Below are 23,912 nucleotides of genomic sequence, written 5' to 3' on the forward strand. Positions count from 1 at the left end.
TTAGACCATCGTTCGCGCGGAGTCAACCACGTTTGCGCAGGTCAGGATGCTTGTGAAAGCTTTCACAGGCGAAAGCGCGGGTGACGCGCCTCACGCGCGGCCGGGAGTTCGACCCCGGCCGCCCCGGACAACGGGGCGGCCGCGCGGGTTATTCCGTGACTTCGGAAAGGCAGAGGCTCCAGGCGATCCCGTCGAGGATGTCGTGCTCGCTGGCGACGAACCCGTCGGCGCCGGTGCGCTTCACCACACGGTCCAGGATCAGGGCCCCGGCCCCGATCACATCGACCCGGCCCGGGTGCATCACCCCGATGGCGGCGCGGGCCTCGTGCGGCATCGCCAGCAGCTCCTCGGCGATGGCGTGGGTGCGCTCCGCCGACACCCGGGTGTGGTGGATGCGCTCCGGTTCGTAGGCGGGCAGGTCCTCGGCGATCCCCGCCACGGTCGTGGCGGTTCCCGCCACGCACACGACGGTCGCCGCCTCGTCCAGCGGCACCGCCCGGGCGGCCTCCTCCAGGGCGGCGTCGATGTCGGCCGTGGCCGCAGCGACCTGCGCGGGCGGGGGCGGGTCCTGGGTCAGGTGCCGCTCGGTCATCCGGACGCAGCCGATGTCGACCGAGCGCGCGGCGCGCACCACCCCGGCCTCCTCGCCACCGGTGTGGCCGAGCACGAACTCGGTCGAGCCGCCGCCGATGTCCACCACCAGGAACGGGGGCTTGAAGCCGTCCTCGGCGCCCTCCAGCTCGGCCGTGGCGCCGATGAAGGACAGCTCCGCCTCCTCGTCGCCGGAGATCACCTCGGGCTCGACCCCGATGATCGAGCGGACGCCGTCGATGAACTCCTGGCGGTTGGCGGCGTCACGGGTGGCGCTGGTGGCCACCATTCGCACCGACTCCGGGCCGAACCCCACGCCGTGCTCGCGCATCAGCTCGGCGTAGCCGCGCAGCGCGGCGAACGTGCGCTCCAGCGCCTCGGGCGCGAACGCACCGGTGGAGTCGACACCCTGGCCCAGGCGGACGATCTCCATGCGGCGCTCGACGTCGAGCAGCTGGACTTCGTCCTCGTCCATCGCGATCACGCTGGAGATCAGCAGCCGGATGGAGTTCGTCCCGCAGTCGATGGCCGCGACGCTTCTGGTACTCACTCGGGGTCCTCGCTGTCGTTCGCACGGTCCTGCACGCACACGCACCGCCCCTTGTCCCACCACTCGGGCAGGGCGTCCAGGGCCTCGCGCCCGAACGGGTTGGTACCGGGCTCGGCGAGCTCGTGGCCGACCAGGGCGTGCAGGCACTTCACCCGGGTCGGCATGCCTCCGGCGCTCTGCATCCCGGGCGGCAGCGGCTCCACACCGTCGCGCCGCGCCTGCTCGTCGCGCTCGGCGACGTAGGACTCGTGCGCCCGGGTGTAGGCCGCCCGCAGCTCGGGGTCGTCGGCCAGGCGGGCCTGCATCTCCCGCATGACGCCGTCGGCCTCCAGGGTGCCGATGGCCGAGGCGGCACGGGGGCAGGTCAGGTAGTAGAGCGTCGGGAACGGCGTGCCGTCCTCCAGGCGCGGCGCGGTGCGCACGACATCGGGCAGGCCGCAGGGGCAGCGGTGTGCCACCCCGCGCAGCCCGCGCGGAACCCGGCCCAGCTGGAGCTCGATGGCGGCGACGTCATCGGCGGAGACACGCTCGTCCGCGGCGTCGTGATCATTGGAAGTCATCTCGGACTCAGGTTAGCCCCGGCCGACGGCTCCGGTGACACGACGGCCCGGGGGCGCCGGCTCAGCGTTTCGGGGGCTGGGCGTCGGGGATCGGCTCGTCGTCCGTCCCGGACTCGTCGGCCCCCTTGACCGACTTCCACAGCTTGGTGAACCAGGGGTCGTCCGAACGCACGTCATCGTCGTCCGCCTGCTCCGTGGTCCGGTCGGGGACGACGACGTAGGCGCGCTCCCCCGGGTACTGGTAGTGCAGCCGGGTGCGGGCCTCGCGCTCGATGTAGGTGGGGTCCTGCAGCTGCTCCTTGCGTGTCTCCAGCTCACTCACGTTCTCCTGGGCGCGGCTGCGCTGCTCCTGCAGGCGCGCGATCTCGGCGCGCTGGGAGATGTACTCGCGCAGCGGGTAGGCGAGGCTGAGCGCGATCACGCAGATGACCAGGGCGAGGATGGCGGCGCGGCTGGTGAGCGCCGGCCGGATGCGACCGGCCGCGCCTCCCGCGCCCCCCGTGGACCCTGCCGCCTTGGCCGACCCCTTGGCCGACCCCTTGGCCGACCCCTTGGCCGGAGGCTTCGCGGTGGCGGCGGCCCTGGTGCGACCGGATGACGACCGACCGACCGCCGCGGGCGCGCCTGGCTTCGCTCCCTTCGCCGCCTTCGCGGACGTGGCACTCACCCCGGGTTCCCCTGCGGCCTTGGCGGGGTGGGTGGGCTTCGCGGGCTTCGACGGGGAGCGCTTGGCCCCGGTGGGCTTGGCCGCCTTCTTACCGCTCGACGCGGGCCGGGCGTCCGTGGCCGACGCCTTCGCGCCCTTGCGGCCCGAGGCGCCAGAGGCCGGGGGTCCCGCCTTCCCCGGGCGGGACCCCTTCGGCTGCTCTGGCACCTTGGGCATGGGGCGTCAGCCTAGTCCCGGGCCTTGAAGCGCGGGAAGGCCGACACACCGGCATAAATCGCGGCGTCGTCCAATTCCTCTTCGATCCGCAGCAGCTGGTTGTACTTGGCGACGCGCTCGCTGCGGGCCGGGGCACCGGTCTTGATCTGCCCGGCGTTGGTCGCGACGGCGATGTCGGCGATGGTCGTGTCCTCGGTCTCGCCGGAGCGGTGCGAGATCATCGCCGTGTAGCCGCTGCGCTGGGCCAGGGCGACCGCGTCCAGGGTCTCGGTGAGGGTGCCGATCTGGTTGACCTTCACCAGCAGCGAGTTGCCGATCTCGGAGTCGATGCCGCGCTGCAGCCGCTCCGGGTTGGTGACGAACAGGTCGTCGCCGACCAGCTGCACCTTGTCGCCCAGGGAGGCGGTCAGCTTCCCCCAGCCCTCCCAGTCCTCCTCGTCGAGCGGGTCCTCGATGGAGACCAGCGGGTAGGCGTCGACGAGGTCCGCGTAGTAGGAGGCCATCTCCTCGGCGGTGCGGGACTCGCCCTCGAACCGGTAGGCGCCGTCGGAGTAGAACTCGCTGGCGGCGACGTCCAGGGCGAGCGCGATGTCGCGGCCCGGGGTGTACCCGGCCTTCTGGATGGCCTCGATGATCAGGTCGAGCGCGGCCCGGTTGCTGTCCAGGTTCGGGGCGAAGCCGCCCTCGTCGCCGACGCCGGTGGCCAGGCCGTGGGCCTTGAGGACCGCCTTGAGCGCCTGGTAGACCTCGGCGCCCCAGCGGACGGCCTCGCGGAAGCTCGCCGCCCCGATCGGGGCGATCATGAACTCCTGGATGTCGACGTTGGTGTCGGCGTGGGCGCCGCCGTTGAGGATGTTCATCATCGGCACCGGCAGCACGTGTGCGTTCGGGCCGCCCAGGTACCGGAAGAGGTGGAGGCCCGCGGTCTCGGCGGCGGCGTGCGCCACCGCGAGGGAGGTGCCGAGGATGGCGTTGGCGCCGAGCTTGGACTTGTCGGGGGTGCCGTCGAGGTCGATGAGCGCGCGGTCGATCAGCCGCTGCTCGTCGGGGGCGAAACCCAGGATCTCCTCGGCGATGTCGTCGTTGACGGCGATGACGGCCTTCTCCACACCCTTGCCGCCGTAGCGCTCGCCGCCGTCGCGCAGCTCCACCGCCTCGAACTGCCCGGTGGACGCCCCGCTGGGGACCGCCGCGCGGGCGATCGTCCCGTCGTCGAGCAGGACCTCGACCTCCACCGTCGGATTACCGCGGGAATCGAGGATCTCCCGCGCCTGCACTGCCTCGATCGACGACAACGTTGCACTCCTTCGATAGCGACTGTTCAGCGGCTCGCGCCCGCGCCCGATCAGGCATGGACCCCACCCCAGAGCTTCCCGGCCCTCCCAGCACCGACGCGATCCACACGAGCCGAGTACGAGCCTATCGAGCCGGGTAGGGCATCGCCGCCCCCACTCCGGGAAATTGGTCTAGTCCGCATGGGTGAGATGCGCCGGACCACGCTCCATCGACCATCATCCCTGGTCACGTCCGCAATGCGCGGTAGGCGGCATCGACGGCGGCGGCGCGGACCTCAGCGGCCGGTCCACCCCCCATCATCACCGCCGCGTCCTGCAGCCCGCCGACGGCGACCGTGACGCGGGCGGCGTCGGCCGCGGACGCGTCCGGCCCGACGAGGAGGGTCTGGAGCCGGTCGCGCCAGCCGAAGACGGCCGGCAGGACGTCGAGCCGGGCCAGCGCGCCGATGTCGCTGAGCATGGCCATGAACACGACGCGGTGGCGCGCGATGACGTCGAAGTAGCCCTCCAGGATCCGGCGCGGGTCGGACTCGCCCGCGCGCTCCGCCGCGTCCAGCATCGCCGGGACGTCGGTGAGCAGCGGCGCGACGACGTCGCTCAGCAGGTCGGACTTGGACGGGAAGTGGTAGTAGAGCGCCGCCTTGGTGATGCCGAGGCGCTCGGCGATCTCGCGCAGGCTCGTCTTCTCGAAACCCTGCTCGGCGAAGAGCTGCAGCGCGACGGCGCGGATCTCCGCTCTGGTGTCGATCTGCCGACGTGCCACGCCGATGCCTCCTCGCGGGTCGCAGGTGGTGTGCGGCCGGGTGGCGCGCGGGGCGAGTCTATCCCGGTGATCATCCGCCGACCGGAAACTTACTTGCCGACCGGCAAGTGACTCGACTACCGTCGAAGACGAACGGTCCCACCGGGCGAAAGGCGGACCCCATGCCCACGACCACCGGCCGCAGTGTCCTCATCTCCGGGGCGAGCATCGCCGGACCCGCGCTGGCGTACTGGCTGCGCGCCCACGGGTTCACCCCGACCGTCGTCGAACGCGCGCCGCGCCTCCGCGACGGCGGGTACGCGGTCGACGTCTGCGGGATCGCCGTCGACGTGGTGGAGAGGATGGGCCTGCTCCCCGCGGTGCGCCGGGCCGGCACGCAGACGCGCACGCTGTCCACCATCGGACGGGACGGGCGCCGCAGCGCCGAGGTCGACATCTCGGTCTTCGGCAGCGGCCCCTCGGCGTCCAACGTCGAGCTGATGCGCGGCCACCTGAGCCGGATCTTCCACCAGGCGACCGAGGACGGGGCGGAGTACGTGTTCGACGACTCCATCACCGCGATGGAGGAGACCACCGACGGCGTGCGGGTGACCTTCGAGAACTCCGCGCCGCGCACCTTCGGCCTGGTGGTGGGCGCCGACGGGCTGCACTCCAACGTGCGGCGGCTCGCCTTCGGGCCGGAGGGGAACTTCCGCCGCTACCTCGGGCGCTACGTCTCGATCTTCAGCGTTCCCAACGACCTGGGCCTGGACCGGGAGGTGCGCCTGTACAACACCCCCCACCGGCTCACCGCCCTGCACTGCTCGGCACCGCACACCGGCCGGATCGAACCGCCGCGGCCCGGCGAGGAGAACGACCCGGGAACCAACCCGGTGGCCAAGGCCATGTTCGTCTTCACCACCCGCCGCGAGGTGCCCGTCGACCACCGCGACGTCGCGGCCCAGCAGCGGATCGTCTCGGCGGTGTTCGCACGGGAGGGCTGGGAGGCGCCCCGGCTACTGCGGGCGATGCGGGACGCCGACGACTTCTACTTCGACTCGGTCAGCCAGATCCACATGGACCGCTGGTCGCGGGGACGCATCGCGCTCGTCGGGGACGCCGCCTACTGCCCCTCGCCGATGTCGGGCCAGGGGACGAGCGTCGGATCGGTGGGCGCCTACGTGCTGGCCGGTGAACTCGCGGCGGCCGACGGCGACCACACCGCGGCGTTCCGCCGCTACGAGTCCCTGATGCGGCGGTATGTCCACGCGAACCAGGCCATCGCCGCCAAGGGGTCACGCGTCCTCATCCCCGCCACCCCCACCGGTATCCGGCTGCGTGACCAGGCCTTCCGCCTCACGAACTACCTGCCCGGACTCACCGGGCTCGGCCAGGACATCGACCGCGCCTCCAACGGGATGGCCCTCCCCGACTATCCGGTGAACGACGAATGACGGACGTGCGGAGGCACATCGGCCCAGCGAAGAAGGCCCGAGAGAAAGGGGCCTGCCGGGCGGCCCTGCCTGCGGGAACGTGCGGGATGTTCGGTGGAGGAAGCGGCGCCGACGGCGGCAGGAGCCTGGGGGCGGCGGTCGCCGCCCGGGTAGGCGGATGGCCGGCGTCGGCGGGGGCCTTCGCTCCAGCCCGGCCCCGTACCGAAGGGCAGCGGCGAGGAGGACGGGAGGGGCGCCCCCAACCGCCCGCGGGTCCGAAAGACCACCGGAAAGCGCTTCCCCACCCCCTCCTCCGTTGATCTCGGAGATATCGGGGTCTCAGCGGCGATTGTTGCCCCAATATCTCCGAGATCAACGGAGACAGGGCACCGATCAGTGCCGGACCGGACTCCGACCGGCGGCGGCAGGGGTGCCCTCCCCCTTCGTCCGCGTCACTGCCCCCGGTACGGGGCCGGGGCCGGACGTGGAGTGCGGCCGACCCCACCGCCGGCCCGGCCACCCGCCCACCCGCGGGGCCATCGGTCGCCCCAGGCCCCCTCGGCCGTCGGCGCCGCTTTTCCCACCGAACATCCCGCACCACGACCGCGGAGAAGGCCGCCCAGCGGACCTGTGTTCCGAGCCGCTGTCACTCAGGACAGGGCGCACCGTCCTTCTCCCACTCGTCGCCCGGCTCGGTGATGACGTCGTCCCAGCTCTCGTAACCGAACTCCTCCAGCATCTCCTCGTCGCTCCACATCCCCGGACCGTCGTCTCCGAAGGGCAGGACGACGTACCAGCGCCCTTCGTCCTCATAGACCATCACGTAGAGCGTCTTCTCAGCGCCGTCCCGCTCCCCGTCGAAGCGAACACTGCAGGTGCTGTGGAAGTTCTGCTTCGCCCACGTTCCCGCCACATCGAACTCTCCGCCCCCGTCCCGCTCTAGGGCAAGCTCCGCCCGCTCTCGTTCGGAGCCGGGTTCACCCAGGGCCAGGATGGCGTCCACGTCCTTAGCATTGACCGCCCGAATATAAGACTCCGCAGCCTCCACAGGCTTCGTGGCGCCTCCCGAAGAGAGCGAACACGACGTTGCAACCAGGAACACCATCGGTGCGGCCAAGAGGCCGATTTTCCTAAGAGTCATTCTGCGTCTTCCCGAAACCAGATCGGAGGATATGAGAGGCGAAGGAGCCACCGAGAGGGAAGGACCTCAGGTTAGGTGCGGTGGGGATACCAATCAGCCCCCGGACTTTCCTTCTTGACACGGCTAAGCTTCTTCTCCTTGGTGCTGGGGGTGTGATAGTTGAGATACTTCTCGCTGCGCTTACCGGTCTTGACGACGATCATCGAGTGGTCCTTGGGGTTCCCCTTCTTCCAGGCTGCCTGCAAGATGTCCCCTGGAGCCAGCGAGGACATCTTGATCTTCCGGGTCCGCTTGGACTTGATCCGCGCGAAGGTGCCCCAGTTCTCGGCTCCAGCCCACGTATAGCTTGTGGCTTTCGCTGCCGGACCGTAATACCAGACGTGGTTCCACCTGCGGGCACCTACTCCCGACCCCTTGTACTTCCACCCTCCAGCGCGCATTGCCTGGGATACGAAGTTCGTGCAGTCCGCCTTGTATGACCTGTAGCTCTTGTTGTATTTTCGAACGTATTTCTGGGCGTAGTTGACGACCTTCTTCTTGTTGGCCTTACTCAACCCTTTCGGCCCGACCCCGTTCTCCAGCTCCGGTGCGACTTCGGGCAGAGGAGCCTCAGCCTCGGCGACCACCTCCGGCTCGGCTGGAGCCGCACCGGTGTCGATCATCGCCTGTGTGCTCGGCAGCAGCGCCCCACCGGCGAACTCCGGCATCGACTCAAGCATCACCCAGCCCGATGGCCCCTGCAGGAATGTGAAGTCATGGCGTAGCCAGTACTCCTCGCATTCGGGTTCGTCCGGCTCCGGATTCTGGTAATACAGCTTGGTGTTCTCTTCGACGGTAGCCACCAATCGATCGCCGTCGATTCTGACCTCCACGAGGGACACGGAGATGTCGGTGGACGCATTGCCACCGTCAACGGAACGGTGATCCTCCCGAGTGGCCTTGATGACCTCGATGTCGTCGTGGATCCGCGCCTCCGACTCCCGATCGATCTGGAGGCCGTCAGAGAGCCGGGTGAACAGCGAGGGCGCGTTCGTGAGCTGATCGGCGCGAAGGGCGAGGTAGTCGCGGGCCTGTCTGAGAAGAAGCCCTTCCTCCTCAGGTGACATCCCGACCGTCGCAGACGCGGTTCCCGCAGGCAGCAGGGTGACGGCCGTCGCGCCCAGCCCGGTCGCCACGAAGAAGGTGCGGCGATCCATGGACACGCCGATCTCCTTGGGGGATTGCGTTGGGGGGTTTGCGCGCAGTGCGCAAGGGGGTGAACGGGGAAAGTCGGGAGGAACCTACCAACGCAAGCGCCTTCAGAGCGGATTTCGGCCAGCTTCGGTCGGGGAGGGAACCGTTTGCTGGGACCACGGCGATAGAGACGGGCTCATCGATACCGAGCTTGGGTCGCCGTGGCTCCGGGTGTTCGAGGGGGGAGGGTGTGTACTCGCGGTGGCGATGGGCCTACGTGTGCGGCAGCGCCGTGAGGGGTGGGTTTCCCGGGCTCGCTGTCGGGGACACCGAGGGCGGGCGCCTATAGTTCTCTTCTGGGTCACTATCGACCGACGACATTCGCAACCCCGACAAAAGCCCCCTCGCATGACAGAGCACCCGTCCATGGACGGCGGGCACGGACCTCGGACGGTGAGGCGAGGCGGTGCGGTGACACCCCAATCCACAGGACACGCGGAGCGGCCGAAGCGGCGCAACGTCGAGTTGGCGCTGCTGCTCGTGGCCGTGGCGGTCCTGGCGGGCGGGCTGTGTCTGGCCGGGTGGGAGATCGACGGACGGGTGCCCGATGACCTGGCGCTGTTCGTCGGTGCATTCGGCGGGGCTGTGCTGGTCCTGCACGTCGCGCTGCGGCGGCTGGCGCCGTGGGCCGACCCGCTGATGCTGCCGTTGGCGGCCGTGCTGAACGCCGTGGGACTGACCGTCATCTGGGGGCTGCACCGCACCGAGGGGCTCGTGGAGTTCGCGGCCGGGAAGCAGCTCATGTGGGCGGTACTCGGGGTCGCGGGGTGTCTGGGTGTGCTCCTCCTCCTGCGGGAGCCGCGGCGGCTGCAGCGCTACCCCTACCTGCTGGCCGTCACCGGGCTGGTGCTGCTGGCCCTGCCGATGCTGCCGATCATCGGCATCGACGCCTACGGCGCCCACCGGTGGATCGGCGTCCGTGGGTTCACCGTCCAGCCATCGGAGTTCGCCAAGATCCTGCTGGTCGTCTTCCTCGCCGCCTACCTGGGGATGAAGCGCGAGGTGCTGTCGACGGCCGCCCGGCAGCTGCGGGTGCGCGGTGTGAAGGTCTTCAGCCTCCCCCGCATGCGCGACCTGGGGCCGATGACGGTCGCGTGGGGCTTCGCCATCCTGCTGCTGGTCGGCACCAAGGACCTCGGCGCCTCGCTGCTGCTGTTCGGCGTCTTCCTGGCGATCCTGTACACCGCGACCGGCCGCAAGTCCTGGGTCGGCATCGGGCTGCTGATGTTCTCCGCCGGGGCCACGATCGCCTGGGCGATGTTCGTGCACGTGCGCCAGCGCGTCCTCATCTGGCTGGACCCGTTCGACCCGGAGCTCTACCGCTCCGCCGGCGGCAGCTACCAGCTCGTCGAGGGGCTGTTCGCACTGGCGGACGGCGGGCTGTTCGGTACCGGGTTCGCCGACGGGCGGGCCGCCGACATCTTCGCCGCCGACAGCGACCTGATCCTCGTCTCGATCGGGGAGAAGCTCGGGCTCACCGGACTCATGGCGGTGCTGGTGCTGCTCCTGCTGCTCGCCGAGCGGGGGTTTCGGACCGCGATCGCCTCCCGCGAGATCTTCGTGAAGCTGATGGCCACCGGCTTCGCGTTCCTACTCGGCTTCCAGGTCTTCGTGGTGCTGGGCGGGGTCACCCGGCTCATCCCGCTGACCGGCATGACCACGCCCTTCCTGGCGGCCGGCGGGTCGTCGCTGGTGTCCAGCTGGATCATGATCGGGCTGTGGCTGCGCATGAGCGACTCCGCCCGCCGCCCCTCGCCCGCGCCGCAGGAGCAGGCGCGGGGTGAAGACGTGACCGAGGTGATCCGGCTTCCCGGGGGTGGTGTGGGCGCTCCACGAGGAGCGGGCACTTCGCAGGGTGCGGACGCCTCGCAGCGTGACGAGGAGGCCGGCGTCAATCGCGAGGGCGATCCGTCCCCCAGTAGGCGCGCCACTGCTCAGGGGTGAGCGCGCGCGGGTCGCGGCCGTCGGCGCGCGCCTTGGCCTCGGCCGCGCGCACCCGCCGGTCGAACCGGCGGGCCGCGGCGCGCAGGTCGATCTCCGGGTCGGCGTCGCGCCGCCGCTCCGCGTCGACCCCGGCGAACAGGCCGCCGCCCGCTCCCCCGTCGTCGGTGATGAGGTCGTCGGGCAGCCCGTTGCGCACCGCCCGCTTCTGCAGCTCGTAGGCGAGCAGCGCGGCCGGCTGGCCGAAGGGCACGCCCTCCAGGATGGAGGCCTCGGCGTCGCCCTTCCGGGCGCGCTCGGCGGCCTTGATGGTCTCCCAGTTGGCGCGCACGTCGTCCACGCCCTCGACGGCGACGCCGCCGAACACGTGCGGGTGGCGGCGGGTGAGCTTGTCGATGATGGCGTCGGCGACGTCGTCGACCGTCCAGCCGTCCGCCCCGCGCTCCTGCGCGATCCGGGCGTGGAAGAGGACCTGCAGCAGCACGTCGCCGAGTTCCTCGCGCAGCGTGGCGTAGTCGCCCGCCTCGATGGTCTCCAGCGTCTCGTAGGCCTCCTGGAGCAGGTACTTGGCCAGCGACTCATGCGTCTGGCGGGCGTCCCAGGGGCACTGGCGCCGCAGCGTGTCCATGACCTCGACCAGGGCGAGCAGGCGGTGGCCGGGGACGGGCGGCGTCCCGTCTCCGCCCCCGGTGTCCTGCTTCTCCGGTAGCTGCGGGGCGGGGCCGTGGGCGGCGTCGTCTGCGGCGGGGTGGTTGCTCATGGGGATGGTGTTCTTGTCTCGGCGCTGTGGTGGTGTGCGTCGGCGGGGCCGACGCGCGGCTGTGCGGTCGGGCGACCGGGGTCAGCGGTGGTCATGGTGCTCGACGTGACTGGGGTGGTTGCGGTGGTCGTGGTGGTCCGGCAGCCAGCCTCCGGCGCGCAGCGCGGAGAGGACCTCGGCGACCGACTCCCCCTCTGCGGCGTCCCGGGTGTCGACCACCAGGTCGGCGTCGGTCGGCTCCTCGTACGGGTCGGATATGCCGGTGAACTCCGGGATCTCCCCCGCGCGCGCCTTGGCGTACAGGCCCTTGCGGTCGCGCTCCTCGCATACCTCCAGCGGGGTGGCGACGTGCACGAGGAAGAAGTCGCCGTTCTCCTCCACCATGGCGCGCACCTGGGCGCGGGTGGCGGCATACGGGGCGATCGGGGCGCAGACGGCCACGCCGCCGTGCCGGGTGATCTCGGCGGCGACGTAGCCGATGCGGCGGATGTTGAGGTCGCGGTCGGCGCGGGAGAAGGTGAGCCCGGACGACAGCAGGCGCCGGACCACGTCGCCGTCGAGCAGGGTCACGGTGCGCCCGGCACGGCGCACCCCCTCGGCCACGCCGCGGGCGATGGTGGACTTGCCCGACCCCGACAGGCCGGTGAGGAAGACGGTGAGGCCGCGCCGGGTCCGGGCGGGGCACAGCCGGTGCAGTTCGGTGGCGACGCGGGCGGGGGTGAACCAGGAGGGCAGTTCCCGGCCGAGCGCGAGCATTTCCTCGACCTCGGCGTCGCCCGGCTCGGTCTCGGCGCGGTCGTCGGGGACCTGGTCGGCGCGGCGCCACAGTTCCTCGCGGGTGTCGTAGCGCCATTCCGCGGCCGGGAGGATCGGGATGGGGGCGTGACCGTGTTCTTCGCACGTGGCGGCGGGATCGCCCGGGGCGCGGTCGATGAGTAGGTGGGTGGCGCCGTAGGCGCGGGCGACGTGCGCGGCCAGCAGGTCGTGGCGGCCCGCAGGCAGCGGGTGGCCGTCCCTGCGGCCGGAGGTGGGCAGCGTGGTCACGACGAATCGGGTGCGCGGCGGCAGCAGCGGCTCGGCGGCGAGGATCGCCGGGGTCAGGCCCTCGTCGTCGAGCGGGGTGTCGATGAGGACCAGCACCTCGGCGCGACCGTCCCCGCCGATCTCTTCGGCCGCGGCGCGGATCTGGTGCAGGGAGCGGTGGTGCAGCGGGCGCTCGGCCAGCACGGCCAGAAGCGGGCGGTCGGCGAAACCGCCGATGTCGCGCTGGCCGCGGATCTCGGTGGGGGCCAGGCGCAGGTGGCGCAGGACTCCGTACATGGGCGGGCGGGCGAAGCGCACCTCGCCGGCCAGCCGGTGGCCGTACTCGTGGTCGCGGTGGTCGGACCACCAGTGCTGGCCGACCCGCAGCTCGGCCAGCGGGGCGCCCTCGGGGTCGGCGAGGACCAGCCGCTCGGCGCCGGCCAGTTCGTCGGGCACCGGCAGGGTGACCGGAACCGGCCACGCGGTGCCGTCGGGCAGCCTGCCGTGCTTGATCGTGGACGCGGACTCCTCCGAGGTCATGAAGCCGGTCAGGGGGTATGCGCCGTTGAGGATCAGCTCCAGGTGGGCCAGGGTCACCGGGTCGGGCGTGAACACCGGTGCCGTGTCCTGTGGGACCTGTCCCTGATGGTTGGCGTCCAACCCGACCTCCGCTCGTCCGACCGTCACCCATCCTCTGTCGTGCTCCAGCGTATGCCGCGGGGGTGCGGCGGGGCGGGCGCGCCCCCGGGGGAACACCCAGGCCCGCCGCGGTGTTGGCAGTGGTGATCTCCGATGTATCTCCTCGCGCGTGTCCGGCGGCGGGAGTCCCGGCCCGACACATCGCTCCAGTCCGGTACCTTCCGGGCGCCGCCGGTGCGGCGCGGCGCGTACTCTTGGCACCGGGGAACCCTGTCTCGTGAGCGAACGGGGAGCGCAGCCGTGCGCGTTGCGGTCCACCGCACTGATCGGTCCCACTGTCACACGCCCCTTTTGGTGATATGAGCCTCTCTGGACTTCTCGCCGTCGTCGCCGACGACCCGGCGCTCAAAACGTCGATCGCGACCGCCCGCAGCGGTCACGACCCCCGTCTCGACCTTGTCGCACCCCCGGCTCTGCGCCCGTTCCTGGTGGCCGCGCTCGCGGCCGGCGCCCCGGTCGGCGCGGGCCGCCCGGTCCTCGCCGTCACCGCCACCGAGCGGGAGGCGGCCGACCTCACCGACGCGCTGGGGGCGCTGCTGCCCGAGAACACCGTCGCGCTCTTCCCGGCCTGGGAGACGCTGCCGCACGAGCGGCTCTCCCCGCGCTCCGACACGGTCGGCCAGCGCCTGGCCGTGCTGCGCCGTCTAGCGCACCCTGACGCCTCCGACCCGCTGACCGCGCCGCTGCGCGTCGTCGTGGCCCCGGTCCGCAGCGTGCTGCAGCCGCTGGTGGCCGGGCTGGGCGACCTCACCCCGGTGCGTATCCGCCCGGGCGACCAGGTCGCCCTGGAGGAGGTGGTGGGCTCGCTCGTCGACGCCGGCTACTCCCGCGTGGACCTGGTGGAGAAGCGCGGCGACATCGCGGTGCGCGGCGGCATCCTCGACGTCTTCCCGCCCACCGAGGAGCACCCGCTGCGCCTGGAGTTCTGGGGCGACGAGGTCGAGGAGATCCGCTACTTCCAGGTCGCCGACCAGCGCTCCATGGGCGGTGAGCAGGCCGCGCAGGGCGACGGTGGCGGTGCGGCGGGGCTGTTCGCGCCGCCGTGCCGCGAGCTGCTGCTGACACCGGAGGTGCGGGAGCGCGCCCGGGCGCTGGCCGAGGCGCACCCGTCGCTGGCCGATGTGCTGGACAAGCTGGCCGACGGTATCTCGGTGGAGGGCATGGAGGCGTTCGCCCCGGTGCTGGCCGAGCGGATGGAGTCGCTCTTCTCCTACCTGCCCGAGGGCACCCACATCGTGGGCTGCGACCCCGAGCGCATCCGCACCCGGGCGGTGGAGCTGGAGGCGACCAGCAAGGAGTTCCTGGACGCGTCGTGGATCAACGCGGCCTCCGGCGGCGAGGCCCCCATCGACCTGGGCGCCTCCGCCTACCGGCCCATCGCCGAGGTGCGCTCCGACGCCGCGGCGCGCGGGCTGCCGTGGTGGACCGTCAGCCCGTTCGGGTCCGATGACCCGGCCGAGGCCGGGGATGCCGAGGAGTCGGTGGTCATCGGCGCCGCCGCGGCGGACGCCTACCGCGGCGACACCGAGCGGGCGCTGGCCGACGTCAAGTCGTGGCTGCACGATGAGTGGCGGGTGGTGCTGCTGACGCCGGGCCACGGCCCGGCCGAGCGGCTGGTCGACATGTTGAAGGACGCCGGGCTGGGCGCCCGGCTGAGCGGGAGCGTGGACGCGCCGCCCGACCCCGCGGTCGCGACGGTCACCACGGGCCTGCTCGCCAACGGGTTCGTGTGGAAGTCGGTGCGCCTGGTCGTGCTGACCGAGACCGACCTGGTGGGGCAGAAGTCCTCGACCCGCGACATGCGCAAGATGCCCAGCCGCCGCCGGGGAGCGGTCGACCCGCTGCAGCTCAAGCCGGGCGACCACGTGGTGCACGAGCAGCACGGTGTGGGCCGCTACATCGAGATGGTCAGCCGCAGCGTCCAGGGCGCCACGCGCGAGTACCTGGTGATCGAGTACGCGGCGACCAAGCGCGGCCAGCCCGGCGACCGCCTGTTCGTCCCGACCGACCAGCTCGACGAGGTCACGAGGTACGTGGGCGGCGAGTCGCCGACGCTGTCGAAGATGGGCGGCGCCGACTGGTCGAAGGCGAAGAACCGGGCGCGCAAGGTGGTCCGGGAGATCGCCGGGGACCTGATCCGGCTGTACTCGGCGCGGCAGGCCTCGCCCGGCCACGCGTTCGGCCCGGACACGCCGTGGCAGCGGGAGCTGGAGGACGCCTTCCCGTATGTGGAGACGCCCGACCAGCTGGCCGCGATCGAGGAGGTCAAGCGCGACATGGCCAAGCCGGTCCCGATGGACCGGCTGATCTGCGGCGACGTGGGCTACGGCAAGACCGAGGTGGCGGTGCGCGCGGCGTTCAAGGCGGTGCAGGACGGCAAGCAGGTGGCGGTGCTGGTGCCGACCACGCTGCTGGTGCAGCAGCACCTGTCGACGTTCGCCGAGCGCTACGCGTCCTTCCCGGTCACGGTGAAGCCGATGTCGCGGTTCCAGAGCGACGCCGAGGTGGAGGCGACCCGCGAGGGGCTGCGCACCGGCGAGGTGGACGTCGTCATCGGCACGCACCGGCTGCTGTCCAACGAGACGAAGTTCAAGAGCCTCGGCCTGATCATCATCGACGAGGAGCAGCGCTTCGGCGTGGAGCACAAGGAGGCGCTCAAGCGGCTGCGCACCCAGGTCGACGTGCTCGCGATGTCGGCGACCCCGATCCCGCGGACCCTGGAGATGGGGCTGACCGGCATCCGGGAGATGACCACGATCCTCACCCCGCCGGAGGAGCGGCACCCGGTGCTGACGTTCGTCGGCCCCTATGAGGAGAAGCAGATCGCCGCCGCGGTCCGCCGCGAGCTGATGCGCGACGGCCAGGTGTTCTTCGTGCACAACCGGGTGGCGTCGATCGAGAAGGTGGCCGCGACCCTGAGCAGACTCGTGCCCGAGGCGCGGGTGGCCTACGCGCATGGGCAGATGAACGAGCAGCAGCTCGAAAAGGTCATGGTCGACTTCTGGGAGAAGAACTTCGACGTGCTGGTCTCCACCACGATCGTGGAGTCGGGGCTCGACGTCCCCAACGCCAACACGCTGATCGTGGACCGGGCCGACACCTACGGCCTGTCCCAGCTGCACCAGCTGCGCGGCCGGGTGGGCCGGGGCCGGGAGCGGGCCTACGCCTACTTCCTGTATCCGCCGGAGAAGCCGCTGACCGAGACCGCGCACGAGCGGCTGACCACGGTCGCCCAGCACACCGAGACGGGTGCGGGCATGTACGTGGCCATGAAGGACCTGGAGATCCGCGGCGCCGGCAACATCCTCGGCGCCGAGCAGTCCGGCAGCATCGCCGGGGTCGGGTTCGACCTGTACGTGCGGATGGTCGGGGAGGCCGTGCGCGAGCTGAAGGGCGATCCGGCCGCGGAGGTGGAGGCCGAGACCAAGGTCGAGCTGCCCATCGACGCGCACATCCCGCACGACTACGTGCCGGGCGAGCGGCTGCGGCTGCAGGCCTACAAGCGCATCGCGGGCGTCACCGACCACGATGACATCGCGGCGGCCCGCGACGAGCTCACCGACCGCTTCGGTGCCCCGCCGCAGCCGGTGGACAACCTGCTGAGCGTGGCCCGCTTCCGCGTGCTGGCCCGCCGCGCGGGCCTGACCGACGTGGTGCTGCAGGGCAACCAGATCCGGTTCGGCCCGGTGGCGCTGCGGGAGTCCCAGCAGCTGCGGCTGCGGCGGCTGTACCCGAAGGCCGTCTACAAGGAGGCCGCCGACACGCTGCTGGTCCCCGTTCCCAAGGCGGGTGGCATCGGCGGCCGACCGCTGCGGGACATGGAGCTCCTGCAGTGGTGCACCGAGCTGGTGAACGCGGTCTTCGAGCCGAACAGGCCGCGGGGTTCGGCCGCCGCGCCCTAACCGATGGGGGCACCGTTCCATGGGAAGTCGTGGGAACGGGTCACCGATGAGGACCGCCTCGCTCCGGGGCGGTCCTTTTCGCGGTTTTCGGGGCGCTTCGGGGGCTGTGTCCGGTGCGTGCTGGGGTGGCGGATTCGAGCGCCGCCGGAGAACGTAAAGCTTTGCGGCGATGCGGAAATCTCCCGTGTGCGTCGCCGTTCGGCGGACCTCCGGCAACTACTGTTGGTACATATTTATTTACCCAATGTGGAGCCGCCGAAAGGATTCGTACCCGCATGCAGACCGCCGCTTCCGAACCGGAGCTCAGCGATTACCTGGCCTTGCTGCGCCGTCGGTGGCGGGTTGTGGTCGCGGCCGCGCTCGCGGGCCTCGTCCTCGCCGCCGTCGCCCTCGTGCTCGCTCCGAAGACCTACACGGCGACCACGTCGGTGCAGGTCCGCCCGACCGGCCTGGCCGAGCTCACGGGCGAGCGCATCGGGCGCACCAACGGCGAGGTGAACCTGGACACCGAGGCACAGGTCGTGCGGTCCATCCGGGTGGCCGACGCGGCCGCCCGGCTGCTCGGCACCGACGAGGACCCGGTGCGGCTGCGCGAACGCGTCGATGTCACCGTCCCGCCGAACAGCAGCGTCCTGGACATCGACTACTCCGCCGGCTCCCCCACCGCGGCCCGCGCGGGCTCGGCGGCGTTCGCCGACGCCTACCTCGCCCACCGCCGCGACGAGGTGACCGACCGGATCGACGGCCGCCTCGCCGCCCTGCGTGCCAGGGCCGAGGACCGCTACGAAACCCTGGAGGACCTGGCAGCGGCCACGACCAGCGGAAAGGACGCCACCCGGGCCCGTGCCGAGAGCCGGATCGTGTCGGTGCAGGACGAGATCTCCGACCTGAACGGCGAGATCACGCCGCTGAGCTCGCTCCGGGACTCGATGGAGCCCGGCCAGGTCATCAGCCCCGCCTCCGCGCCCGAGTCCGCCACCGCTCCCCGCGTCCCGGTGTGGCTGGCCGGAGGCCTGATGCTGGGGCTGCTGGCCGGCCTGAGCCTGGCCCACCTCGGTGAGCGCCGTGACCCGCGGCTTCACCACACGCGCGACGTGCGGCGGTGCACACCGACCCCGGTCCTGCTCGACCTGGCCGACGACCTGCCCGGCGGGGCGCCCGCCGGGCTCTCCGGCCTGCTGCCGCCCGCCGGGCGCGGCGGCCAGCGCGTCAACTCCCTCGCCCTCACCCTCGGCGCCCGGTCGGCCGTCGGCGGGCGCCTGGTCCTGGTCCCCGGAGTCTCCACCGGCCCGTCGGCGATGTTCGTCGCCGCCAACCTCGCCGCCGCGCTCGCCCGTATGAACACCGACGTGCTGCTGGTCTGCGCCGACCCCGACGGCACCGCCGCGCAGGGGCTGCTGGAACTGCCGACCGGGCCGGGGCTGGCCGAGGCGCTGGCCGCCGGGGCCGACCCGGGGCGCATGGAGTACCGTCCCGGGCGCCTGCCCGGCCTGCGGGTGCTGCGCTTCGGCGAGCGGGACGCCGTCGACCTGCTGCAGTGCGCGTCGATGACGCACCTGTTGCGGACACTGCGCACCGACGCGGAGTGCGTCGTGGTCGCGACCGCGCCACTGGCCGAGCGGGCCGACGCGCAGGCCATGGCCGCGGTGTGCGACACCGTGCTGCCCGTCGTCGACCTCGGCCGCACCGGAGCGGCCGAGCTCGCGGCGGCGCTGCGGGTGTTCGCCGCCCTCGACGCCGACCTACCCGGCCTGGTCACCGTACGGGCGGAGGACACGGCCGCGGCGGCGGCCGGGCGCACGCCGGGCCCCGCCGGGGCGGCGGGCGATCCGGACCGGCCCGCGGAGACGCCGCCGGGCGACGTCTCCGCCGAGGACCGGTCCTCCGCGGCACCCTCCCTGCGGAACTGATGGCGGCCGACGGCGCGCCGTCGGCGCGCACCGCACCCCGCCCCCCGTCCGGCCCCGCGCAGGCGCAGGTGTGCCCGCGCCCCGGCGCACTGGCCCCCGGGTGGCCGCTGATCTGGCTGCTCGCCGGTTTCCCCCTGTGGTGGGCGCTGGGCATCGGGTACTTCGCGTTCTGGGTCTTCGCCGTCCCGATGGCCGTCGAGCTGGTCCGCCGCCACCGCGGGCCGGGGCTGCGGCTGCCGCCCGGTTTCGGGCTGTGGGCGCTCTTCCTGCTGTGGGCGGTCGCCGGGCTCGCGCTCATCGGCGCGGTGCCGCCGGGCACCCTGGCCGACAGCGGGGGCCTGCTCGGCGCGCTCGCCCGGGTGATCAGCTACCTGTCGGTGACCGTGATCCTGCTGTATGTGGGCAACCTGTCCCGGCGGGAGCTGCCCGACCTCGTGGTGGCGCGCGCGCTGGGCTGGCTGTGTCTGGCGACGGTCGCGGGTGGGCTGCTGGGCATGCTCGCCCCGGCCTTCGAGTTCACCTCGCCGATGGAGCTGCTGCTGCCCGGGCCGATCGCCGCCGACGAGTACGTGCGGGCACTCGTGCACCCCGAGGCGGCGCAGATCATGAACGTCCTGGGCTACGAGAGCGCCCGGCCGAAGGCCCCGTGGGAGTTCACCAACACGTGGGGCTACATGCTGTCGCTACTGCTCATCTGGCTGGTCATCGGGTGGGTGCGGGCCGGCCGGGGGTGGCGGCGGTGGACCGGTGCGGTGGCCGTGGCCCTCGCGGTGGCCCCCGTCGTCACCTCGCTCAACCGCGCCCTGTGGGCGGGCCTGGCGCTGTCGGTGGCGTTCGCGGTGGTCGTGCTGGCGCGGCGGGGCCGGGTGGCGGCGGCGGGCGCGTGTGTGCTGCTGGTGGCCGCGGCGCTGGCCGCGGTGGTGGCCTCGCCGCTGATGTCCACACTGCGCGAGCGCGCCGACAATCCGCACAGCGACGGCGGCCGCGCGGCCACGAGCGCCGCGGCGCGGGAGGCCGCCGCGGCCTCCCCCGTGCTGGGCTGGGGCACCACCCGGGACATGGCCGGCAGCTCGCAGTCGATCGCCATCGGCAAGTCACCGGAGTGCCCGGCCTGCGGCAACCCGACCATCGGGAACAACGGCCAGTTCTGGCTGCTGCTGATCAGCACCGGGTGGGTCGGCACCGCCCTGTTCCTGGGGTTTTTCGCGCGCGTGGTGTGGCGGTACCGGCGTGATGTGTCCCTGGTCGGTGGGGGCGCACTACTGACGATTTTGTTACTTTTCTGGTACATGTTCTTTTATGTCGCGCTAACGGCGCCGCTGGCCGTCTGCATGATCGCCACCGCTCTGCTGTGGCGGCGGGCCACCGAACCCGGCGCCGTGCCTGCCGCGACGGTGGGGGGTGATACGGCATGAACGGCGAGACCACCTACCTGACCGATCTGGCCGAGGTGCTGTGGCCGTGCGGCGGCCTCCTCGGCCGCGGGGCGGACAGGGCCCCGCAGCGGGAGGAAACCGAGCCCCCCGGCGAGGCCGAGGTTCGCGAGTACCTCCCGGTCCCCTCCGCACACAACCCCCGGGTCATCCTCCCGGTCACCAACCGCTACGCGGCCGCCCGCGGCATCGCCGCATTCGCGCAGCGCCACTCCTTCGCCCAGCGCGTCCGCGCCGCACTGCTGACGTCGGCGTTCGCCAGCGGGCTGGCGCCACTCCTGCTGCGCGACCGGCTGCACGTCGGGCCGGGCCGGACCATCGAGCATGCGCTGGCGTCCGCGCTCGACCGCGACGTCGTCATCGCCATCCACCTCGGCCCGCCGCGCGCCAACCGCAAGCCGGTGCTGCTCCTGCTCACACCGGCCGGGCGCACCATCGGCTACGCCAAGCTCGGTGTCAACGAGCTGACCTCGCGGCTGGTCCGGGCCGAGACCGACGCGCTGCGCCGCCTCGCCGACGCCCGGCTGCCCGACATCACCGTTCCCCGGCTCATCCACGCAGGAGAGTGGAACCGGCACCCCCTGCTCGTACAGGAGGCGCTGCCCGTCGGCGACCAGACCGACCGGCCCACCCGGCGCCAGCTGCTCCGCTGCGTCCTGCAGATCTGCGATCTGGAGACGGTCCGCGAGATCCGGCTGCACACCAGCCCCTACCACCGCTCCCTGGCCCACCGGATCGCCGCCCTCGGCGACCGCGCCGAGGCACCCGCCCTGCACGACGCCCTGCGGCGGCTGCCGGACGTGGCTCTCCCGTTCGGCGCCTGGCACGGCGACCTGACCCGGTGGAACGTCGCGAGCACCCCGCGCCGGGCGTTCGTGTGGGACTGGGAGCGGCTGTCGTTCGACGCCCCGCTGGGCTTCGACGCGCTCCACTACGAGCTGAACGAGCGCGTGCAATCCGGGGTCCACCCCGGCGTGCGGCGCTGGCTGGACAGCGGGGCGCGGCTGCTCCGCGACCCGCTGATCGCCGGGGCCGGGCTGCGCTCGGATGCCGTGCCCACGGTCATGGCGCTGTACCTGATCGACCTGGCCACGCGCTACCTGCACGACCGGCAACTGGAAGCCGGCGGCCGCCTGGCCGCGGTGGGCGACTGGCTGCTCCCGGTCCTCGCCGAGCTGCGGGAACGCGCGGGGCAGGAGGCCCGGGAGGCGCGAACGGCCGGCTAGTCGAAGCCGGGGGCCGGGGCCGCCCGCCCCGGCCGCCCCGCCGCCGGCGGCCGCGCTTCCGCCCGCCCTTCATTGACTACTCTCTGTAAAGGAATGTACTCGTGACCGTGATCTCATCGACCACCCGCCACATGCCCGACGCGGTGAAGCGGTCGGTCCGCTCGACCTGGGGTGTGTTCGGCCAGGCCACCCGGACGGCCCGGGCACTGCCCACGTTCCTCATCGTCGGCGCCCAGCGCTGCGGGACGACATCGCTGTTCAAAGCCCTGGTTCAGCACCCCCAGGTGGCCGGCCCGGTGCTCCGCAAGGGCGTCCACTACTTCGACACCGCCTACGGGCGCGGCGCGGGCTGGTACCGCGGCCACTTCCCGACGCGGGCCGCAACGCGGGCACGGGGCGGGCGGCCGCGCATCGAGGTGGGCGAGTCGAGCCCCTACTACCTGTTCCACCCCCTGGCCGCCGAGCGCATCGCCCGCGACCTGCCCGGGGTCAAGGTCATCGTGCTGCTCCGCGACCCGGTGGAGCGGGCTTACTCCGCGCACAGCCACGAGCGGGCACGCGGCTTCGAGACCGCTGCGTTCGAGCGGGCGCTGGACCTGGAGGAGGAGCGGCTCGCCGGCGAGGAGGCGCGGCTGCGCGCCGACCCCGGTGCGCGCTCCCACGCCCACCAGCACCACGGCTACCTGGCCCGGGGGCGCTACGCCCTGCAGCTGCTGCGGCTGGAGGAGCACCTGGGGCGCGACCGCATGCACGTCATGGAGAGCGAGGACTTCTTCGCCACCCCGGAACCGGTCTTCGCCGAGGTCGAGCGCTTCCTGGGGATCCCGCACGCCGACGGGATCCGCTTCGACCGACACAACGCCCGGCCGCGCGCCGACATGTCGGAGGCGCTGCGCCGGAGACTCACCGACTACTTCGCCCGGGCCGACGAGCAGCTCGCGGCCTGGTGGGGCCGCACCCCCTCGTGGCGGGCGTGAGCCGGGGGCCGGCGGTGCGGGCCGCCGACCCGCTGCTTCGCCGGGTCGCGCGCGGCGGCGCGGTCAATATGGCCGGGGCGGTGGTCGGCGCCGTGCTCAACCTGGCGCTGGTCATCGCCGTGGCCCGCGGCTTCGACCAGCACACCGCCGGGGTCCTCTTCGCCGCCACCTCGGTGTTCCTGATCGTCGCGACCGTCGCGAACCTCGGCACGTCCAACGGCATCGTGTACTTCGTGGCGCGGCTGCGCACCCTCGGCGCGGCCGGACAGGCGCCACGGGTGCTGCGGCTGGCGTTCGGCCCGGTCCTCGCGGTGTCGGCGGCGTCCGGTGCCGCGATGTTCGCGCTGGCGGGCCAGGTCGCGGAGGTGATCGGCGCGCCGGGCGCCGTCGCCTACGTGCGGATCCTCGCGGTCTTCCTGCCGTTCGCGGTGTTCACCGACGCCGCCCTGGCCTCGACGCGCGCCTTCCACGACATGCGCGCCACGGCCCTGGTGGACCGGGTGGGTCGCCCGATGGCCCAGCTCGCCCTCATCGGAGGCGTGGCGCTGACCGGGTCGGCGGGACTGCTGACGGTCGCGTGGGCCGGGCCGTACCTGCCCGCCGCCGCGGTGGCCTGGTTCTGGCTGCGCCGCATTCTCCGAGCCGACGCCCGCACCCCGCCCTCCGCCGATCGCGCGGACACCGGGGGGAGGACCGGCCGTGAGCCCCCTCCGTCCGTACGGTCTCCGAGATCGGCGGAGGAGGAGGTGACGGCGCGGGGGTTCTGGGGGTTCTCGTTGCCCCGGTCGGTGGCGAGCATCGCCCAGCTCGGCAACCAGCGCCTGGGCATCGTGCTGGTCGCGGCGCTGCAGGGGGCGGTCGAGGCGGCGGTGTTCACCGCCGCGACCCGGTTCTTCGCGGTGGGGCAGTTCGCCACCCAGGCCATCCAGCTCGCCGCCCAGCCCCGGCTGGCCGAACTGCTCGCCGTCGACGACCGCCGGGGCGCCAACACCCTCTACCAGTCGGCCACGGTGTGGCTGATCTGCCTGACCTGGCCGCTGTTCCTCCCGATGATCGTCTACGCCCCGTTGGTGATGGGGCTGTTCGGCGACGACTACACCCGCGGGGCCGACGTGCTGGTCGTCATCTGCGCCGCCCAGCTCACCGCGGCGGCTCTGGGCATGGGTGACCTGGTGCTCACCATGGCCGGGCGGACCTCCTGGAACCTCGTCGACAACCTGCTCGCGCTGGCCGCCAACGTCGCGCTGTGCCTGGCCCTGGTCGGCCAGATCGGGGCGATGGGCGCGGCGTTCGGGTGGCTGGCGGCCATCGCCGCGCGCAAGCTGCTGCCGCTCGTGCAGCTGTCGGCCGCGCTCGGCCTGCACCCCTTCAGCCGCCGCTGGCTGCTGGCCATGGGGGTCTGCCTGGTGTGGTTCGGGGCCGTCCCCCTGGCCTGCGCCGCGATGCTGGGCACGGGGTGGCTCTCCCTGACCGCGGCGCTGGCGGCGGGCGGTGCCGGCTATCTCGCGACGCTGTGGCGGCTGCGCGGGGTGCTGGAGCCGCAGCTGCTCGGCACCGCTTTCCTGCGCCGCCCCGCGCAGCCCGCCCGCGAATCGACGAAACACTGACCGCAA

General features: G+C 72.3%; 17 protein-coding genes. 8 read left to right on the top strand and 9 right to left on the bottom strand.

Annotation, left to right across the window (positions count from 1 at the left end; all coding sequences use genetic code 11):
- Nucleotides 1–148: 148 nt before the first annotated feature.
- The 5 genes from HNR23_RS17700 to HNR23_RS17720 all read right to left on the bottom strand — a co-directional run bounded on the left by HNR23_RS17700 (nucleotide 149) and on the right by HNR23_RS17720 (nucleotide 4,642).
- Nucleotides 149–1,141, bottom strand: coding sequence for a Ppx/GppA phosphatase family protein (locus tag HNR23_RS17700; RefSeq protein WP_184076911.1), 993 nt, complete (start codon nucleotides 1,139–1,141; stop codon nucleotides 149–151).
- Complete coding sequence (locus HNR23_RS17705) at nucleotides 1,138–1,701, bottom strand: DUF501 domain-containing protein (protein ID WP_184076912.1); 564 nt, start codon at nucleotides 1,699–1,701, stop codon at nucleotides 1,138–1,140. The genes HNR23_RS17700 and HNR23_RS17705 overlap by 4 nt, the downstream gene beginning before the upstream one ends.
- A gap of 61 nt (nucleotides 1,702–1,762) precedes the next feature.
- Nucleotides 1,763–2,584, bottom strand: coding sequence for an FtsB family cell division protein (locus tag HNR23_RS26900; RefSeq protein ID WP_246421790.1), 822 nt, complete (start codon nucleotides 2,582–2,584; stop codon nucleotides 1,763–1,765).
- Between the two features lie 11 nt (nucleotides 2,585–2,595).
- Nucleotides 2,596–3,879, bottom strand: coding sequence for a phosphopyruvate hydratase (gene eno / locus HNR23_RS17715; RefSeq protein WP_184076914.1), 1,284 nt, complete (start codon nucleotides 3,877–3,879; stop codon nucleotides 2,596–2,598).
- 226 nt (nucleotides 3,880–4,105) lie between these two features.
- The gene (locus HNR23_RS17720) at nucleotides 4,106–4,642 is read right to left on the bottom strand and encodes a TetR family transcriptional regulator (protein ID WP_184076916.1); all 537 of its coding nucleotides are present in this window, start codon (nucleotides 4,640–4,642) and stop codon (nucleotides 4,106–4,108) included.
- 161 nt (nucleotides 4,643–4,803) lie between these two features.
- On the opposite strand from HNR23_RS17720, the gene HNR23_RS17725 reads away from it, so the two are divergent.
- Nucleotides 4,804–6,075, top strand: coding sequence for an FAD-dependent monooxygenase (locus tag HNR23_RS17725; RefSeq protein WP_184076918.1), 1,272 nt, complete (start codon nucleotides 4,804–4,806; stop codon nucleotides 6,073–6,075).
- A 625-nt stretch (nucleotides 6,076–6,700) separates the two neighbouring features.
- Here HNR23_RS17725 and HNR23_RS17730 read toward each other — a convergent pair.
- Both HNR23_RS17730 and HNR23_RS17735 read right to left on the bottom strand, forming a co-directional pair.
- Nucleotides 6,701–7,057 carry a hypothetical protein gene (locus tag HNR23_RS17730; RefSeq protein WP_184076920.1) on the bottom strand — a complete coding sequence of 119 codons (357 nt, stop codon included), beginning with the start codon at nucleotides 7,055–7,057 and terminating at the stop codon, nucleotides 6,701–6,703.
- A 209-nt stretch (nucleotides 7,058–7,266) separates the two neighbouring features.
- Nucleotides 7,267–8,391, bottom strand: coding sequence for an amidase domain-containing protein (locus tag HNR23_RS17735; RefSeq protein WP_246422266.1), 1,125 nt, complete (start codon nucleotides 8,389–8,391; stop codon nucleotides 7,267–7,269).
- 403 nt (nucleotides 8,392–8,794) lie between these two features.
- Between HNR23_RS17735 and HNR23_RS17740 the strand changes: the two genes are divergently transcribed.
- A complete protein-coding gene (locus HNR23_RS17740; protein ID WP_184080514.1) occupies nucleotides 8,795–10,372 on the top strand; it encodes an FtsW/RodA/SpoVE family cell cycle protein in 1,578 nt (525 codons plus the stop codon).
- Here the strand turns inward: HNR23_RS17740 and HNR23_RS17745 are convergent.
- A complete protein-coding gene (locus HNR23_RS17745) occupies nucleotides 10,320–10,997 on the bottom strand; it encodes a MazG family protein (RefSeq protein WP_246422268.1) in 678 nt (225 codons plus the stop codon). The genes HNR23_RS17740 and HNR23_RS17745 overlap by 53 nt on opposite strands.
- A gap of 213 nt (nucleotides 10,998–11,210) precedes the next feature.
- Nucleotides 11,211–12,839: an adenylyl-sulfate kinase gene (cysC, locus tag HNR23_RS17750; RefSeq protein WP_394353785.1), complete on the bottom strand. Its 1,629-nt coding sequence runs from the start codon at nucleotides 12,837–12,839 to the stop codon at nucleotides 11,211–11,213.
- A 311-nt stretch (nucleotides 12,840–13,150) separates the two neighbouring features.
- On the opposite strand from cysC, the gene mfd reads away from it, so the two are divergent.
- The 6 genes from mfd (at nucleotide 13,151) to HNR23_RS17780 (ending at nucleotide 23,906) form a co-directional block, all read left to right on the top strand.
- The gene (gene mfd / locus HNR23_RS17755; protein WP_184076924.1) at nucleotides 13,151–16,753 is read left to right on the top strand and encodes a transcription-repair coupling factor; all 3,603 of its coding nucleotides are present in this window, start codon (nucleotides 13,151–13,153) and stop codon (nucleotides 16,751–16,753) included.
- A gap of 275 nt (nucleotides 16,754–17,028) precedes the next feature.
- Nucleotides 17,029–18,663: a Wzz/FepE/Etk N-terminal domain-containing protein gene (locus tag HNR23_RS17760; protein ID WP_184076925.1), complete on the top strand. Its 1,635-nt coding sequence runs from the start codon at nucleotides 17,029–17,031 to the stop codon at nucleotides 18,661–18,663.
- Nucleotides 18,663–20,078: a ligase gene (locus HNR23_RS17765; protein WP_246421791.1), complete on the top strand. Its 1,416-nt coding sequence runs from the start codon at nucleotides 18,663–18,665 to the stop codon at nucleotides 20,076–20,078. The genes HNR23_RS17760 and HNR23_RS17765 overlap by 1 nt, the downstream gene beginning before the upstream one ends.
- The gene (locus tag HNR23_RS17770; protein ID WP_184076928.1) at nucleotides 20,075–21,322 is read left to right on the top strand and encodes an aminoglycoside phosphotransferase/kinase family protein; all 1,248 of its coding nucleotides are present in this window, start codon (nucleotides 20,075–20,077) and stop codon (nucleotides 21,320–21,322) included. The genes HNR23_RS17765 and HNR23_RS17770 overlap by 4 nt, the downstream gene beginning before the upstream one ends.
- Before the next feature lie 131 nt (nucleotides 21,323–21,453).
- Nucleotides 21,454–22,299 carry a sulfotransferase family protein gene (locus tag HNR23_RS17775; protein WP_184080524.1) on the top strand — a complete coding sequence of 282 codons (846 nt, stop codon included), beginning with the start codon at nucleotides 21,454–21,456 and terminating at the stop codon, nucleotides 22,297–22,299.
- Nucleotides 22,296–23,906, top strand: coding sequence for a lipopolysaccharide biosynthesis protein (locus HNR23_RS17780; protein WP_343070607.1), 1,611 nt, complete (start codon nucleotides 22,296–22,298; stop codon nucleotides 23,904–23,906). The genes HNR23_RS17775 and HNR23_RS17780 overlap by 4 nt, the downstream gene beginning before the upstream one ends.
- Nucleotides 23,907–23,912: the final 6 nt, after the last annotated feature.

Source organism: Nocardiopsis mwathae (assembly GCF_014201195.1).
In the GTDB taxonomy this organism is placed as follows: domain Bacteria; phylum Actinomycetota; class Actinomycetes; order Streptosporangiales; family Streptosporangiaceae; genus Nocardiopsis_C; species Nocardiopsis_C mwathae.

What these genes read in the sequence shown, in the direction of transcription:
- HNR23_RS17705 (WP_184076912.1), bottom strand. Translation starts at nt 1,701, where the DNA reads ATGACTTCCAATGATCACGACGCCGCGGACGAGCGTGTCTCCGCCGAT.
- HNR23_RS26900 (WP_246421790.1), bottom strand. Translation starts at nt 2,584, where the DNA reads ATGCCCAAGGTGCCAGAGCAGCCGAAGGGGTCCCGCCCGGGGAAGGCG.
- HNR23_RS17725 (WP_184076918.1), top strand. Translation starts at nt 4,804, where the DNA reads ATGCCCACGACCACCGGCCGCAGTGTCCTCATCTCCGGGGCGAGCATC.
- HNR23_RS17735 (WP_246422266.1), bottom strand. Translation starts at nt 8,391, where the DNA reads ATGGATCGCCGCACCTTCTTCGTGGCGACCGGGCTGGGCGCGACGGCC.
- HNR23_RS17740 (WP_184080514.1), top strand. Translation starts at nt 8,795, where the DNA reads ATGGACGGCGGGCACGGACCTCGGACGGTGAGGCGAGGCGGTGCGGTG.
- HNR23_RS17745 (WP_246422268.1), bottom strand. Translation starts at nt 10,997, where the DNA reads ATGGACACGCTGCGGCGCCAGTGCCCCTGGGACGCCCGCCAGACGCAT.
- mfd (WP_184076924.1), top strand. Translation starts at nt 13,151, where the DNA reads ATGAGCCTCTCTGGACTTCTCGCCGTCGTCGCCGACGACCCGGCGCTC.
- HNR23_RS17760 (WP_184076925.1), top strand. Translation starts at nt 17,029, where the DNA reads ATGCAGACCGCCGCTTCCGAACCGGAGCTCAGCGATTACCTGGCCTTG.
- HNR23_RS17765 (WP_246421791.1), top strand. Translation starts at nt 18,663, where the DNA reads ATGGCGGCCGACGGCGCGCCGTCGGCGCGCACCGCACCCCGCCCCCCG.
- HNR23_RS17770 (WP_184076928.1), top strand. Translation starts at nt 20,075, where the DNA reads ATGAACGGCGAGACCACCTACCTGACCGATCTGGCCGAGGTGCTGTGG.
- HNR23_RS17775 (WP_184080524.1), top strand. Translation starts at nt 21,454, where the DNA reads ATGCCCGACGCGGTGAAGCGGTCGGTCCGCTCGACCTGGGGTGTGTTC.